This is a genomic window from Aurantiacibacter sp. MUD61, from assembly GCF_027912455.1.
Classification (GTDB): domain Bacteria; phylum Pseudomonadota; class Alphaproteobacteria; order Sphingomonadales; family Sphingomonadaceae; genus Alteraurantiacibacter.
Genome location: NZ_CP115446.1, coordinates 2,501,650 through 2,515,916 on the forward strand (window position 1 = coordinate 2,501,650; position 14,267 = coordinate 2,515,916).

13 protein-coding genes are annotated in these 14,267 nt (G+C 59.9%); 5 read left to right on the forward strand and 8 right to left on the reverse strand.

Translation table 11 applies throughout. From position 1 onward, the window contains the following. Positions 1 to 10 precede the first annotated feature (10 nt). A complete protein-coding gene (rdgB, locus tag O2N64_RS12035; RefSeq protein ID WP_271077831.1) occupies positions 11 to 640 on the reverse strand; it encodes an RdgB/HAM1 family non-canonical purine NTP pyrophosphatase in 630 nt (209 codons plus the stop codon). Next, positions 637 to 1,350: a ribonuclease PH gene (gene rph, locus O2N64_RS12040; protein WP_197921314.1), complete on the reverse strand. Its 714-nt coding sequence runs from the start codon at positions 1,348 to 1,350 to the stop codon at positions 637 to 639. Before rph ends, rdgB begins: the two co-directional genes overlap by 4 nt. Positions 1,351 to 1,404: 54 nt before the next feature. Here rph and hrcA point away from each other — a divergent pair, with 54 nt between their 5' ends. Both hrcA and grpE read left to right on the forward strand, forming a co-directional pair. After that, the gene (hrcA, locus tag O2N64_RS12045; protein ID WP_271077832.1) at positions 1,405 to 2,448 is read left to right on the forward strand and encodes a heat-inducible transcriptional repressor HrcA; all 1,044 of its coding nucleotides are present in this window, start codon (positions 1,405 to 1,407) and stop codon (positions 2,446 to 2,448) included. A gap of 9 nt (positions 2,449 to 2,457) precedes the next feature. Beyond that, the gene (gene grpE, locus O2N64_RS12050) at positions 2,458 to 3,060 is read left to right on the forward strand and encodes a nucleotide exchange factor GrpE (protein ID WP_271077833.1); all 603 of its coding nucleotides are present in this window, start codon (positions 2,458 to 2,460) and stop codon (positions 3,058 to 3,060) included. A gap of 75 nt (positions 3,061 to 3,135) precedes the next feature. Here the strand turns inward: grpE and O2N64_RS12055 are convergent, their stop codons facing one another. The 5 genes from O2N64_RS12055 to O2N64_RS12075 all read right to left on the reverse strand — a co-directional run bounded on the left by O2N64_RS12055 (position 3,136) and on the right by O2N64_RS12075 (position 7,132). Then, positions 3,136 to 3,969 carry a hypothetical protein gene (locus O2N64_RS12055; protein ID WP_271077834.1) on the reverse strand — a complete coding sequence of 278 codons (834 nt, stop codon included), beginning with the start codon at positions 3,967 to 3,969 and terminating at the stop codon, positions 3,136 to 3,138. 314 nt (positions 3,970 to 4,283) lie between these two features. Further along, positions 4,284 to 5,450: an indoleamine 2,3-dioxygenase gene (locus O2N64_RS12060; RefSeq protein ID WP_271077835.1), complete on the reverse strand. Its 1,167-nt coding sequence runs from the start codon at positions 5,448 to 5,450 to the stop codon at positions 4,284 to 4,286. Positions 5,451 to 5,535: 85 nt separating this feature from the next. Further along, positions 5,536 to 6,117, reverse strand: a complete 582-nt coding sequence (locus O2N64_RS12065) for a hypothetical protein (RefSeq protein WP_271077836.1) — start codon at positions 6,115 to 6,117, stop codon at positions 5,536 to 5,538. Continuing rightward, complete coding sequence (locus O2N64_RS12070; protein ID WP_271079659.1) at positions 6,114 to 6,539, reverse strand: vgr related protein; 426 nt, start codon at positions 6,537 to 6,539, stop codon at positions 6,114 to 6,116. Before O2N64_RS12070 ends, O2N64_RS12065 begins: the two co-directional genes overlap by 4 nt. Positions 6,540 to 6,616: 77 nt before the next feature. Continuing rightward, the gene (locus O2N64_RS12075) at positions 6,617 to 7,132 is read right to left on the reverse strand and encodes a copper chaperone PCu(A)C (protein WP_271077837.1); all 516 of its coding nucleotides are present in this window, start codon (positions 7,130 to 7,132) and stop codon (positions 6,617 to 6,619) included. Positions 7,133 to 7,301: 169 nt separating this feature from the next. On the opposite strand from O2N64_RS12075, the gene dnaK reads away from it, so the two are divergent. Together dnaK and dnaJ are read left to right on the forward strand one after the other, a co-directional pair. Next, the gene (gene dnaK / locus O2N64_RS12080; protein WP_271077838.1) at positions 7,302 to 9,242 is read left to right on the forward strand and encodes a molecular chaperone DnaK; all 1,941 of its coding nucleotides are present in this window, start codon (positions 7,302 to 7,304) and stop codon (positions 9,240 to 9,242) included. Between the two features lie 71 nt (positions 9,243 to 9,313). Then, positions 9,314 to 10,450 carry a molecular chaperone DnaJ gene (gene dnaJ / locus O2N64_RS12085; protein WP_271077839.1) on the forward strand — a complete coding sequence of 379 codons (1,137 nt, stop codon included), beginning with the start codon at positions 9,314 to 9,316 and terminating at the stop codon, positions 10,448 to 10,450. A 23-nt stretch (positions 10,451 to 10,473) separates the two neighbouring features. Here dnaJ and O2N64_RS12090 read toward each other — a convergent pair whose 3' ends face one another. Then, positions 10,474 to 12,786 (reverse strand): patatin-like protein, encoded by a 2,313-nt coding sequence (locus tag O2N64_RS12090; RefSeq protein ID WP_271077840.1) that lies wholly within the window; start codon positions 12,784 to 12,786, stop codon positions 10,474 to 10,476. 109 nt (positions 12,787 to 12,895) lie between these two features. Here O2N64_RS12090 and radA point away from each other — a divergent pair, with 109 nt between their 5' ends. After that, entirely contained in the window at positions 12,896 to 14,263 is a 1,368-nt protein-coding gene (radA, locus tag O2N64_RS12095; RefSeq protein ID WP_271077841.1) for a DNA repair protein RadA, read from the forward strand. Positions 14,264 to 14,267: the final 4 nt, after the last annotated feature.

The following is a 14,267-nucleotide window of genomic DNA, read 5'->3' on the forward strand; positions in this document are numbered from 1 at the left end:
GGCAGCGATACTAGCTGCCGAACTGGTCCGCGACCAGTTTCGCAAAGGCGTCGGCGCGGTGGCTCATCGCGTGCTTCTGCTCAGGCTCCAGCTCGGCAAACGTCTGCTCGTGGCCCTTGGGCACGAAAACCGGATCATAGCCGAAGCCGAGCGTCCCACGCGGAGGCCACGTCAGATCGCCATCGACGCGGCCTTCATAAACCGCATGCTCGCCATCGGGCCAAGCGAGCGCAAGCACGCAGGAAAACCACGCATCGCGCGGCGTATCGGCACCCTTTGCCTGAAGCAGCCCTTCGACCTTGCCCATCGCCATGTACCAGTCACGGCCCGGCTCGCCTTCGAACCACTGCCGCTCGGCCCAATCGGCGGTGTAGACACCAGGACGGCCATCGAGGGCTTCAACCGACAGACCACTATCATCGGCCAGCGCCGGTAGTCCCGCAGCCTCCGCCGCTGCACGTGCCTTGATGAGGGCATTGGCGACGAAGGTCTTGCCGGTTTCCGGTGGCTCCGGCAGCCCGAGCGATCCGGCGGAAATACATTCCAGCCCAAAAGGCGCGAGGAGGGCGGAAATCTCCTTCAGCTTGCCCGCATTATGCGTGGCAATCACCAGTTTTCCGCCTCCAAGCTTGCGGCTCATTTCACTGCCTCATCCTGTGCCTTGAAGATTTCGTCGCAACCCATCTGGGCGAGACGGAGCAGTCGCAGAAGACCTTCCTCATCATATGTCGCGCCTTCTGCCGTGGCTTGCACTTCAGCGATCTGGCCGCCTTCGATCAGCACGAAATTGGCATCGGCATCAGCATTGGAATCCTCGGCATAGTCGAGATCGGAAACCGGCGTGCCCTGATAGATGCCGCAGGAAATCGCGGCGATCTTGGCGGTAATCGGGTCTTCCTTGATCGCACCTTCTGCGAGCAGCTTGTTCACTGCGAGGCGAAGGGCGACCCATGCCCCGGAGATCGATGCTGTACGCGTGCCCCCATCGGCCTGGATGACATCACAATCCAAAGTGATCTGGCGTTCACCGAGCTTTTCCAGATCGACCACTGCACGAAGGCTCCGGCCAATCAGGCGCTGGATTTCCTGCGTCCGGCCGCTCTGCTTGCCACGTGCGGCTTCGCGCGAGCCACGCGTGTGGGTGGCGCGCGGAAGCATGGAGTACTCACCGGTCACCCAGCCAGTACCCTTGTTGCGCATCCACGGCGGGACGCTCTTTTCGACACTGGCCGTGCACAGGACGCGCGTATCGCCAAAGCTGATCAGGCAGCTACCCTCGGCGTGCTTGGTAAAGCCGGTTTCAATCGTAATGGCGCGCATTTCATCAGGCGCGCGGCCGGAAGGTCGCATGAGAATCTCCAAAAGTTTGCGAAGCGAGCCCTAGCGACTAGATAGGGCCGTGTCATGACTTCCCCGCCAATCTCAGAAATTACGGACCGTGCCCGCGATATTTTCCGTCTCGTCGTGGAGGATTATCTGGCGAGCGGCCAGCCGGTGGGCTCGAAAGCGCTGGCGCAGCATGACGGTGTCAATCTTTCGCCCGCATCGATCCGCTCTGTCCTGAGCGAGCTGGAGCAACTTGGCCTCCTCGCCGCGCCGCATACCAGCGCCGGGCGGATGCCAACGACGCATGGCCTGCGGATGTTCGTCGATGGCATCATGCAGGTTGCCGAGCCCAGCGCCGAAGAGCGCGCTGCCATCGAGAAGCAGTTGGCGCAGCCCGGGCCGATCGAGGAAGCGCTCGAGAAAACCAGCTCTATTCTGTCGGACATCTCCGGGGCCGCCGGGATGGTCATGGTGCCCAAGCGTGAACCGCGTCTGGCGCAAATGCGGCTCGTTTCGCTCGATGCGCGTCGCGCGCTTGCGGTGCTGGTGGGCGAGGACGGCCAGGTCGAAAACCGCGTGCTCGATATCGGTTCGGCGGTCTCTGCCAGCAGTCTTGAAGAGGCAAGCAACTATATCTCCGCGCATCTCGCCGGTCGCACACTCGCAGAATCCGCAGCGGCGATGCAGCAGGAAATCCGTTCCGGCAAAAGCGCGCTCGATGAAGCGTCGGCCAGCCTCGTCGAAGCGGGGATCGCGGTGTGGAGCGAAGACAGCGCCAATCGGCCCGTTCTGATTGTTCGCGGTCAGGCGAATTTGCTCGATGAGAGCGCGCTTGGCGATCTCGACCGCGTACGGCAATTGCTAGATGACCTCGAAAACAAGCAGTCTATCGCAGAACTTCTCAATTCTGCGAGGGAAGCGCAGTCCGCGCGAATCTTCATCGGATCGGAAAACCGGCTTTTCGCCCTTTCCGGTTCCAGCGTCATCGCTTCACCCTATCGCGATCGCGACGGCAAAGTGGTGGGAGTTCTGGGTGTCATCGGGCCTACGCGGTTGAATTATGCGCGCGTCGTTCCCATCGTGGATTTCACCGCCCGATCGCTGGGCAAGAGAATCGGTTAGCAAGGCACAATGACAGACAACGACAACGCGAAGAACGGCAAACATCATGACGAAGCGGTCGAAAAGGAACTGGAGGGCGTGCCCGAAGAGTTCCTGTCGGATGACGACGACGCTGATGATGACGAAGCTGAGGGCAGCATTGCCGATGCGCTGGCTGCACTGAAAGCCGATCTGGAGGCGGCCAAGCAGGATGTGCTCTACGCAAAGGCCGAAGCGCAAAATGTGCGCCGCCGTTCGGAGAAGGAAGTTTCCGATGCGCGCAATTATGCCGCCACCGGTTTCGCGCGCGATATTCTCAGCGTTGCTGACAATCTCGGCCGCGCGATCGATGCCGTGCCGAAGCAATTGCGCGAAGACGACAAGTTCAAAGGTCTGGTAGCCGGTATCGAAGCAACCATGCGAGAGCTGGACAAGGCCTTTGCCAATCACGGTATCAGCCGCATCGCGGCGATGGGCCTTCCGCTCGATCCCAACCAGCATCAGGCGATGCTGGAAGTACCAACCGACGACGCCGAGCCGGGCACGATCGTTCAGGAAATGCAGGCCGGATACATGATCCGCGACCGCCTGCTTCGTCCAAGCATGGTCGGGGTGGCGAAGAAGCCGGACTGATTCCATCATATTAGCAAGCAAAAAGGGCGGCTCTCCCTTTGGAGGCCGCCCTTTTTGTATCGGTGAGACTTGCGCCTATTCGGAGTAGAGCTCCGAAATATTCAGCTCTGCCGATTCCATGTCGGTGCTGCCGTAGGTGCCCACCCAAATCTGGTAGCGGCCAGAAAGTGGAGTTTCGAAACGAACGCTGGGGTTCAGGCCTTCGCCGCTATCGTCATCGCAGTAATAGCTGCCGTTGGGGGCGCGGATGACGAGCGTCGTATCGGCCATCGAGTCGACCGACAGGTAGAGCGGGAAGGTGCCCGAAGTGTAATCAAGGTTCACGTCAGGAGACGATGCGATATAGCCTCTGCAGCCCGATGCAATCTGCGATGCATCGCGGCTACCGCCGGAGGAAAGGCGAACAGTGTATGGATCGGGAGCGAAGCCCGCCGACAGACGGACAGTTTCGTAAATCGCGTCGGAACCGCCGGACTGCGGTCGCGTAATGGGCCGCGTGGTTGTGCCGGAGCCACCACCCGAACTCAGTTCAGAGATGTGGATTTGCGCTTCGTAATTCGCCGCTTCGCCGTAATTGCCGACCCAGATTTCGTAGCGTCCCGACATGGCCGGATCGAAGCGGAGCATCGGGTCGAGCCCGTCGCCGGAGTCATCGTCGCAATACCAGCTTCCGTTCGGCGCATTCACGACAAGCGTCGTGTCCGAGTCCGATGTTGCCGAGAGGATCAGCGGCAACGTTCCTGCTTCGAAATGCAGCCGCACATCCGGACGCGTCGCAATATAGCCGCGGCACCCATTGCCCAGGTCACGGGCATTGGTCTGGCCACCGGACATAATGGGGATAGTGTACGGATCTGGCGTAAAGCCACCATTGAGCCGCACCGTCTCGTAAGTTGGATCAGCGCTCACATCCTGTGCCTGTACGGCAGTGGCGCCAAGCGAAAGCGCCAGCGCTGTCGCCGTTGAAAAGGCAAGTGCGGATTTTGAAGCAGAAATCATCATATCCCCCAATCAGATAAGTCTAACGATATATGCGCCCTTACGCGCCAGCATAACCATCATGTCGGCTGACGCAATCCGGGGGTTAACCAAAAATCGGTTAGCCGCGTATGAACCAGATTTTGCGCGAATTGCCTCTGAGAGTTTGAGAGCAATTGCCTGTGACTACCGTCCCAGCTTGAAGGGAATGGGCGGACCAGAAACGCCCGCCCAGCACCTTGATCCTATCTTACAAGTTGCGCCGCATTTTCATCGCGGTGCTTCTTCAGATACCGCATGAACGGTGTGCCGCCCGTGCCCACATCCGGATCGTTCCCTACAATGCTGCCAGCCTGCTTGTTGATGTAGCTCGCCGCATATTCGAGATGGCGTGTGCGGAAGCGGGCGGATTGGTTGAGGCACGCGTTGAAGGCGTCCTTCAGGCTTTGCTTGCCCGATTTGCCGACAAAATCCCGCAAGGTCGATTGCGCAGCCAGATCCTCGATAAACTTGCGATGCTGGACCGGACGATAGGCGTGAAGCTCGTCGAGAAAGTGCTTCAGCGGATCATCGCTATGGCCAACCTGGAACAGCGCATCCATTGCCGGAACGATGGAGCTTTGCGAGCCGGTCTGGCCACGCAGGGCCTGCGGTTTCTCGCCAAGCTTCTCGACACCCTCATAGATAAGACCGCCACTCTCCAAAGCGGGATTGTTCGCCCAGCCATGGATATAAGGGCGCACACGATGGAAATAGACATACGGGTCACAGCGCTCGGTCATCCGCGCGAAATGGGTGTAGATGCGCTCCCACGCTTCATCCATTTCAACAAGCAATCGCTCGGCTTCGGCTTCATCGCCTTGTTTAGCGACAGTCACCAGCCTCGCTGCGTTGTCGAGGAGGACACCCGCCTCGGCTTCGATGGCGACATGGATCATGACAAACCAGTTCTCGTCATCGCCGCCGGCAAAGTTCTGATACATGTAGATGTTATCGAGCGTAATCGGGCCCGACTTGTCGAGCCGCGCCCAATTGTCGAGTACATAAGCGGAATAGGGGAGCAACGGAGCTTGACCCAGGCGATCCGCAATGGCGACCATCGGTCGGGCGAGATTGGCCGGAAGATGCGGGGGAGGGGTGGCTTCGCCCCATACATAGGCCTGCACGAGGAAGGAGTAGTGCACCATCGCGGTGCGGACTTCTTCTTCGGGGGCTTCCTTGGACCAATCTTCCAGGCCCGGATCATCCAGCTGGTCCAGCCAGTGTCGTACGCGGCCGGTCGATAGCAGGCCGGAGAGGTTTCCGGCGGCCTCGACTACGCTCGCGAGCTGCGAGGGAAGAGTGACCTGATCGATTTCGTAATGCGAAAGATAGCCGCGCTCGCGCGACATGCCGTAGTGTTCAAGCTCCATTGTTGTGACTCATGGGCCGGGCGCGGGTTGGGCCGCCCGGACACCAAGTTGGTATCAATTGAAACCGGTGCTCTCAAGAGAGCGGCTAGATGATCAGGTAGAGAACCAGATATCGCCCAATCAGGGCGACGAGCAGCACCGCCTGTATGTGCCTGTTTCTGAAAATCATTGCAGCGCCCATCATTGCAACGAAGAAAATCGTCAAAGACGCACTTCTGGTGGAAAAAAGCACCTCTCGGATTTCAGAAATCGTGATGAGATAGGCCCATTGGACGAAAACAAGGGCTATCAGGATGCCAAAAATAGTGCGCGAGACGCGGAAGTAGTGCGTGTCGAGATCGCGAAACCGCTCCGGATCGGCGGGAAAGACGAGCCGCGCGGCAAGATAATATGCGCTCGCAAATGCCATTACGCCCAACAGCATTTGCGGGGACACTGTGACAAGCGGCCTGACTGTCCATGCGAACATCCAGAAGCTCATCAGATCGACCATCACGAAGATGGCCATCAAGGGCGTGAGCCAGCCGATGCGAAAGCCCGCATCGTCACCTTCGGCATCACGGGCGAATTCATATTCGAGCGCGCGTCCAAGCCCGCCCAGCAGTTCGACCAGCGAGAGCCCGAGGATAAGCGCGTAGAGTACGAAGATGAATTCGAAATCGGTCATGCAGCAGTCGCGCCGGGGAAGTTTACCAGCGCATCATATGCGCCTTTGCTCGCCACTCCGGGCAGCTTGGCACCGCGCCTGAGAAGGAAAGCATGCTCGACGATGCGCGCCTGCTGCTCGATGCCGTATTGCTCCAGCTTCCAGCCGGGCTTCAGCGCGTAATCGTATCGCGCCCAAGGCATGCGGCGGGTGACGAGATACCAGTCGCCGCGCGTCTGTGTCTGCCAGACATGCGTCATCTCATGAATAAACAGCGCCTGCCGGTAGAGCGGGGCAGTTGCGAAATCATCGCAATAGACATCGCCCAGCGGGTGGAAATGAATGTGGCCGCGTGGAGCCATGGTCACCCGCTTGGGCTGGAAGAAAGCCCATTTGCGACGGCGGATCAGGACTTTGGAATAGTCGATCGCCGTGCCGAACATGCTGCGGGCAAGATCAATCTCGCCCGGAGTGAGGGGGCGCTCGCCGCCTACAGGGCAGGCCTGCGCCCCCGCAATGCTCAAGCCTCTTCCTCTTCCTCACGCGGATCGGTGCCGGCCGCGTAAAGCGTAACGGGGAAGCTGCACTTGTCACCGCCCACAAAGGTGAGAGTGATTTCGCTTTCACTGCCGGCTTCTAGTCCATCAGACATGCCCATGATCATCACGTGCTTGCCGCCCGGTGCAAATTCCAGATCTTCGCCCGGCTCGACACGCTGGGTGAAAAGCTCCTGCATGTCTTCTTCCATGCTCCATTCCGCGGTTTCGTGCAGCATGGCGCTTTCCGAACCGATCATTTCGGCAGACCGGATGGTCACTGCGTCCTCGTTAGTATTGCTGATCGTGAAATAGGCCGCAGCCGGATTTCCAGCCACTGCAGGCATGGCCAGCCAGCCATCGGCCACCGAGACGCCGGGAGGGCAATCGCTCTCGGCCACTTCGGTCGCAGGTTCTTCGGTTTCGCCGCCGCAGGCAGCCAGGCTCAGCACGGCGAGCGAGGCGGTAAGGGCGGGCAATATACGTTTGTGGTTCATCATGATCCTCTCCTGAACTTTGCCGAATTTCTAGGGCCTCAGGTCCCTTGTGCCAAGCAAAAGCGCACCTATATCCGCCCTCGTTACACAGCTTTTTAGAGCTGCCGAGTGGCTTTGCCGGACTGGCGGGAGGCCGAGCGTGCAGCGTCCAATATGAAAGAGATGGGGAATTATGAGTAAGATTATCGGTATCGACCTCGGTACGACCAACAGCTGCGTTTCCGTAATGGAAGGCGGCAAGCCCAAAGTTATCGAAAATTCGGAAGGTGCGCGCACCACGCCTTCGATCGTTGCATTCACCAAGGATGGTGAGCGCCTGATCGGCCAGCCTGCAAAGCGTCAGGCCGTCACCAATCCGGACAATACGCTGTTCGCAATCAAGCGCCTGATCGGCCGCCGTTTCGACGATCCTACCACCAAGAAGGATATGGACATCGTCCCCTATGACATCGTCAAGGGCAAGAATGGCGACGCATGGGTCAAGGCGGGTGGCGAAGAATATTCGCCGAGCCAGATTTCGGCTTTCATCCTGCAGAAGATGAAGGAAACCGCTGAGAGCTATCTTGGCGAAACGGTTTCCAAGGCCGTGATCACGGTTCCGGCATACTTCAACGATGCGCAGCGTCAGGCAACTAAGGACGCAGGCCAGATCGCAGGTCTGGAAGTCGAGCGTATCATCAACGAGCCGACCGCTGCCGCACTTGCCTATGGCATGGACAAGGAAGACGGCAAGACGATCGCCGTTTATGACCTTGGTGGCGGTACTTTCGACGTCTCCATCCTCGAAATCGGCGATGGCGTGTTCGAAGTGAAGTCGACCAATGGCGATACCTTCCTTGGCGGTGAAGACTTCGACAACGCGATTGTCGAATATCTCGCAGACCAGTTCAAATCCAAGGAAAACATGGATTTGCGCAAGGATAAGCTCGCGCTGCAGCGTCTGAAGGAAGCTGCTGAAAAGGCCAAGATCGAGCTTTCCAGCAGCCAGCAGACCGAAGTGAACCTGCCGTTCATCACGGCACGCATGGAAGACGGCACCTCCACGCCGCTGCACCTTGTCGAAACCATCACCCGCTCGAAGCTCGAGCAGCTGGTAGGCGATCTGGTGAAGCGCACGCTCGATCCGTGCAAGAAGGCTATCGAAGATGCTGGCGTTTCCAAGGACCAGATCGACGAAGTGATCCTGGTCGGCGGTATGACCCGCATGCCCAAGGTCCGCGAAGTCGTGGAAGAATTCTTCGGTTCCAAGCCGCACACCGGCGTGAACCCTGATGAAGTCGTCGCCATGGGTGCTGCCATCCAGGCCGGCGTCCTCCAGGGCGACGTGAAGGACGTGCTGCTGCTCGACGTGACCCCACTTTCGCTGGGTATCGAAACGCTGGGCGGTGTGTTCACCCGCATGATCGATCGCAACACGACGATCCCGACAAAGAAAACGCAGGTCTATTCGACGGCTGAAGACAATCAGAACGCCGTGACCATCCGCGTTTTCCAGGGTGAGCGTGAAATGGCGGCGGACAACAAGCTGCTTGGCCAGTTCGACCTAGTCGGCATTCCGGCTGCTCCGCGCGGTGTCCCGCAGATCGAGGTCACCTTCGATATCGACGCCAATGGCATCGTGAACGTGTCCGCCAAGGACAAGGGCACGGGCAAGGAACAGCAGATCCGCATTCAGGCCTCGGGCGGTCTCAGCGATGCTGACATCGACCAGATGGTGCAGGATGCCGAGAAGTTTGCCGATGAAGACAAGAAGCGCCGCGAAAGCGCCGAGGTCCGCAACAATCTCGACAGTCTCGTCCATGCGACCGAAAAGCAGCTCGAAGAAAACGGCGACAAGGTTGACGCCGCGATCAAGAGCGATGTCGAAACGGCTGTTGCCGAAGCCAAGACTGCGCTGGAAGGCGACGATGTCGAGGCGATGAAGGAAAAGAGCCAGAAGCTCACGGATGCCGCCATGAAAATGGGTCAGGCAATCTATGAGAAGTCTCAGGCTGAAGGTGCCGATGCCGCCGCAGATGCCGCTACATCCGGTGACGACACGTCCAAGCCCGCAGAGGACGAGGAAGTTGTCGAAGCCGAGTTCACCGAAGTGGATGACGAGAACAAGTCCTAATCGGACGATGGAAAAGCTGACCGCCACCGTTGCATCCTGCAGCGGTGGCGGAACGCTTTGGGGACGGGACTATGTCAGCCGCTGAAATCGATTTTTACGAACTGTTGGGCGTTGATCGAGGTGCCGATGGCGCAACGATCAAATCCGCCTATCGCAAGCTCGCCATGAAGTATCACCCGGATCGCAATCCGGGCGATGCCGAGGCCGAAGCGCATTTCAAGGCCATCAGCGCAGCCTATGACATCCTGAAGGATGATCAGAAGCGCGCGGCCTATGATCGCTATGGCCACGCCGCCTTCCAGAATGGCGGACCGGGCGGCGGCGGAATGGGCGGCCAGGATTTCAACGATCTGGGCGATATTTTCGAAACGATTTTCGGCAGTGCCTTTGGCGGCGGTGCAGGTGGCCCCGGTGGCCGTGCGCGCCCGCGCCGCGGTGCGGATCTGCGTTACGACATGCAGGTCAGCCTTGAAGAGGCATTCGACGGCAAGAACACCCAGATCGAAGTCGAAGTCTCCAGCACCTGCGACACCTGCTCCGGCTCGGGCGCAGAGCCGGGCACATCGCGCCGCCGCTGCGAGCTGTGCCATGGCGCCGGAAAGGTCCGCGCCAAACAGGGCTTTTTCGTTATCGAGCGCCCGTGCCCCAATTGCAGCGGCGCTGGCGAAGTGCTCGAAAGCCCGTGCAAGCCCTGCCGGGGCGAAGGCACGGTCGACAAACTTCAGACGCTCGATGTCGATATTCCGCCCGGCGTCGACAATGGCACCCGCATCCGCCTTTCCGGCAAGGGCGAAGCAGGTCCGCGCGGTGCGCCATCAGGCGACCTCTACATTTTCGTGCATGTAAAACCGCATCCGGTTTTCGAACGCGAAGGCACTGCACTTTTCACCCGCGTTCCGATCAGCTTCACCAGCGCTGCACTCGGCGATACGATCGATATTCCCGGTCTCGATGGCGAGACCCACTCCATCGATATTCCGTCAGGCATCCAGTCGGGCAAGCAATTGCGCAAACGCGGGGCAGGCATGCCGGTGCTTCAGGGCAGGGGGCGGGGCGATCTCGTCGTGGAAGTGCAGGTCGAAACACCGACCAAGCTTTCGGCTCGTCAGAAGGAAATCCTATGCGAATTCCGCGAGACCGAGACCGGCGATGAATGCCCGCAAAGCCGTGGTTTCTTTGAAAAGATCAAAGAGGCGTTCGGAGGGTAAATCTTCGCCGTATCGGGGGAACATCACCCCAACTTGGCCAGAATTTCCTCGCGCATCGCTCGCACCAGTCCTGATCGGACCAACCCGCGCTCCTCCTCCTCATCGCAGATTGCCAGAAAGGCATCGCGCTTGAAGGCGAGGCATTCGGTTGCGTCGAACCCCCCGGGCACGGTTGAGCAAACGAGATCGATCATCCGCTCCGCGCCGTGGAAGCGGCCCCACAGATAATCGTTCTCTCGATAAAACCGGCTGAAAAACGCGCCGAAATTGAAGAATTCTGTCCCGCGCAAAGTCGCCTCAGCCCCCCCTTCACGGAGGCTTGTAGCATCGTCCGGACTGATGCGATCGACTTTCACCGGATCGAATTCGTTGAGCCCTTCATTGCGTAGCAGAGGAAGTGTGGCGACGTCGTAGAACGGAAAACCAAGATAGGTAAGGAGAGCCTTGCGCCGCAAATCCTTGGGCATGGCCTCCAAGGCATCGGCCAGGATCTGCTCCGCCTGAATGTCGACTTCGCGCAATGATCGCCTGCGCGCCAACTCATCCAGGACCCGGTCGGGATCGCTCATTGCCGTGTCGGCAATCTCGACAAAGTCCGCGCCAAGGCTGTCCGGGTCTTCCCGTTCATAATACAGGGCGAGCGCGCGGTAGACTTCCTCGCGCGCGCTCTCGAGATCAGCGTCGGGGATATCGGGATCGGCGTCCCATTCGCGGGATAGTCGCCTTGCCAACAAACGTAGGCGCCGCACGCGGAATGCCAGATCGTGATCGCGCAAGAAGGCGATCGCTTCCGGACTTGCGCCTTTTCCGGGACCGTTCAGATTCGCGAGGCCGCGCGCCTCGATCGCCTGACGCAGGCGGATTGCGATGTCATCGGCGTCCGGATGATCCGGTTGCGGCGCGATATCGTGCACCAGATCCGCGATACGATCGATAATGCCGGAGAGCTTCGCCTGCGCGTAGGAGTGGAAAGCGTAATCCGCCCGCTCTGCTGCCGCCTGCTGCGCTTTCGCGCGCCAATTCGCGAGGCGTTTCAGTGTGGGCTTGTCGAAGAAAAGCGTGCGGCCAAACAGCTTCTCGACCACCGCCTCCACTTCAGGGCGTAGCGCTGCGACCATTTTCTGCAAGCGAAGCGCCTCACGCGATTGCGCCTCCAGTTCTTCGAGATTGTCCCTGATCGGCTGCTCACGCGGGATAGTGCTGAGCGAGCCAACGATGGCCGCGAAAAACCCGATGGGCCGCACAGTCTCATCCCGCTTTGCAAGCTTCCGGCGCGGGGTCGGGTCGATATAGACGAAGCGTCGGTCGACTTCCCGTTGCGCAGGGCGCTTGTCCAGACCCGCCATTGCGCCTGAAAAGGGAGCGTTTACCAGCACAGACCCGTCGATCAGCGCCGCATGGTGCGTCGTGCCCTGTTCTACATGGCTAGGCATGATCCGTGACAGAAAGGCGTCGCGATTGGTCCAGTCATCGCCAGCGAGACGATCAATCTCACCGACTTCAAGCGGAGGAAACGCGCCCGGAAAGCTCGCCGTTGCGCGCGCCGCGAATGTCAATTCGTAAAGCTGCGCCAAATCCTCGCCGCCAGCAAAAGGTGTGTGCGCGCGAAAGCTGATCGGCATGCGATGCTCGCTTTCCTCGACCATCGGCGGGCTGTTCAAGCGCAGCAATTCGCGTCGACCGCGATAGTCCGTTGCGGTGACCAGCAGATCCAGCGGGTGATAGGGCGGCAGGAGCGGCTCTTCCGCTGGCAGAGCGTTCATCGCCTTCAGCGCGTCATGCAAAAGCTTCGTAAAACCAGGCCCTGAAAATGGCGGTTCGAACCAGCGGCCGCGCACCAGCGAAGAGAGTTTGCGCCGCACTTCAGAGCGCGTCTCTTTCGCGACGCTTTCGTTCACCGCATTGCCGGGCCTATTGGTGAGGTACCAGACGAGCGGGCGCATGAAGGGCTTTGCACCCAAATCGGACCACGGCCGCGCCTCCTCGGCCACCAGCTTCTCGACGTCGGCATTCTCCAGCCACAGCTCGGTCAGCGGCTCCAGACTGCGCCCGGAATGGATCGCCTGCGCCAGGAACACGGCATTGATCCCGCCAGCACTCGCACCGGTGATGATGTCGGCAAGCATGCGCAGGCGCAGCCCTTCATCGGCCTCGATCCGTTCAAGCAGGCGTTGGTAGACGCCCTCCACCCCGCCAGAAGAACCATTCCCCGCCGCATGATGCGCGCGGCTGGCGCGGGCAAGCTTCCAGATTTCCTTGGTAACGCCGTGCATATAGACGGCCAGACTGACCCCGCCATAGCACACCAGCGCGATCCTGAGTTCCTTCTGCCGCATCGGAGGCTTTGTGGCAGAAGCCAGACGCATTTCAAAGGGGCTGGACGAAGCTATCCGCCACTGCGCCGCACCTCTTGCGTTCCACTTCTGTTCTGCTTAAACGAATCCCATGGCAAAGCCCAAAAAACGCTTCATCTGTACCGAATGCGGCAGCATTTCCCCGCGCTGGCAAGGCCAATGCGGCGACTGTAGCGAGTGGAATACTCTGGTCGAAGATGCGCCGGAAACGAAGTTCGCTGCCAAGCATGATTTGTCGAGCGGCGGGCGCTCGATCCAGTTCGAAAGCCTGGATGCGTCGACCAAACCGCTCGATCGCCGGACGACCGGCCTTGCCGAATTCGACCGCGCGCTCGGCGGAGGACTGGTGCCCGGATGCGCCATCCTGATGGGCGGTGAGCCGGGAATCGGGAAATCGACACTTTTGCTTCAGGCTGCGGCGGCGATCGCAAAGACCGGCGGCGATGTCGTTTATGTCAGCGGTGAAGAGGCGACGGGGCAGGTGCGGATGCGCGCGAAGAGGCTTGGCCTTGCCGATGCTCCGCTCAAATTGGCGGCAGCCACCTCGGTTCGCGATATTCTGACTTCGCTGGGCAAGAACGGCACGCCCGATCTGCTGGTGGTCGATTCCATCCAGACGATGCATTCGGACATGATCGAAGGTGCCCCCGGAACGGTTAGCCAGGTCCGCGCGAGCGCGTTCGAGTTGATCCGCTACGCCAAGGAGACGGGCACCTGCCTCGTGCTGGTCGGCCACGTCACCAAGGACGGAAACATCGCAGGGCCACGTGTGCTGGAGCATATGGTCGACACGGTCATGAGCTTCGAGGGTGAGCGAAGCCATCAATATCGTATCTTGCGCAGTCTCAAGAACCGCTTCGGCGCAGTCGATGAAATCGGCGTGTTCTCGATGGAAGGGCAGGGGCTGGCCGAAGTGTCCAACCCGTCCTCGCTATTCCTGTCGGGCCGAGAAGAGCCGATTGCGGGCAGCGCCGTTTTCCCCGCGATTGAAGGCACGCGCCCGGTGCTGGTCGAGATACAAGCACTGATCGTAAGGTTGCAGTCGGGTGCGACACCGCGCCGCGCGGTGGTCGGCTGGGACAATGGCAGGCTCGCCATGCTGCTTGCCGTGCTCGAATCGCGCTGCGGGCTGAGTTTTTCCACGGCAGAGGTCTATCTGAATGTCGCGGGCGGCTACCGCCTGAACGATCCGGCAGCCGATCTCGCGGTTGCCGCAGCTCTGGTTTCTGCGCTGGCTGATAAGCCACTGCCTGCCACGACAATCTGGCTCGGCGAAGTTGCGCTTTCCGGTGAAGTGCGGCCGGTCGCGCACTCGTCCTTACGCCTTCGGGAGGCGGCGAAGCTTGGCTTTACCCATGCCAGTGGCCCGCTGGATGGAGGCCATGACGTCAAAACACTGAACTACACGAATGTTGGCGGCGTCAGCTCACTCGTTGACCGGGTTATGGCATCAGCCTAAATCG

Excerpts from the sequence above, each read along its gene's own strand:
- grpE (WP_271077833.1), top strand. The coding sequence starts at position 2,458 with ATGACAGACAACGACAACGCGAAGAACGGCAAACATCATGACGAAGCG.
- O2N64_RS12060 (WP_271077835.1), bottom strand. The coding sequence starts at position 5,450 with ATGGAGCTTGAACACTACGGCATGTCGCGCGAGCGCGGCTATCTTTCG.
- dnaK (WP_271077838.1), top strand. The coding sequence starts at position 7,302 with ATGAGTAAGATTATCGGTATCGACCTCGGTACGACCAACAGCTGCGTT.
- hrcA (WP_271077832.1), top strand. The coding sequence starts at position 1,405 with ATGACTTCCCCGCCAATCTCAGAAATTACGGACCGTGCCCGCGATATT.
- O2N64_RS12065 (WP_271077836.1), bottom strand. The coding sequence starts at position 6,117 with ATGACCGATTTCGAATTCATCTTCGTACTCTACGCGCTTATCCTCGGG.
- dnaJ (WP_271077839.1), top strand. The coding sequence starts at position 9,314 with ATGTCAGCCGCTGAAATCGATTTTTACGAACTGTTGGGCGTTGATCGA.
- O2N64_RS12070 (WP_271079659.1), bottom strand. The coding sequence starts at position 6,539 with ATGTTCGGCACGGCGATCGACTATTCCAAAGTCCTGATCCGCCGTCGC.
- O2N64_RS12090 (WP_271077840.1), bottom strand. The coding sequence starts at position 12,786 with ATGCGGCAGAAGGAACTCAGGATCGCGCTGGTGTGCTATGGCGGGGTC.
- rph (WP_197921314.1), bottom strand. The coding sequence starts at position 1,350 with ATGCGACCTTCCGGCCGCGCGCCTGATGAAATGCGCGCCATTACGATT.
- radA (WP_271077841.1), top strand. The coding sequence starts at position 12,896 with ATGGCAAAGCCCAAAAAACGCTTCATCTGTACCGAATGCGGCAGCATT.
- rdgB (WP_271077831.1), bottom strand. The coding sequence starts at position 640 with ATGAGCCGCAAGCTTGGAGGCGGAAAACTGGTGATTGCCACGCATAAT.
- O2N64_RS12075 (WP_271077837.1), bottom strand. The coding sequence starts at position 7,132 with ATGATGAACCACAAACGTATATTGCCCGCCCTTACCGCCTCGCTCGCC.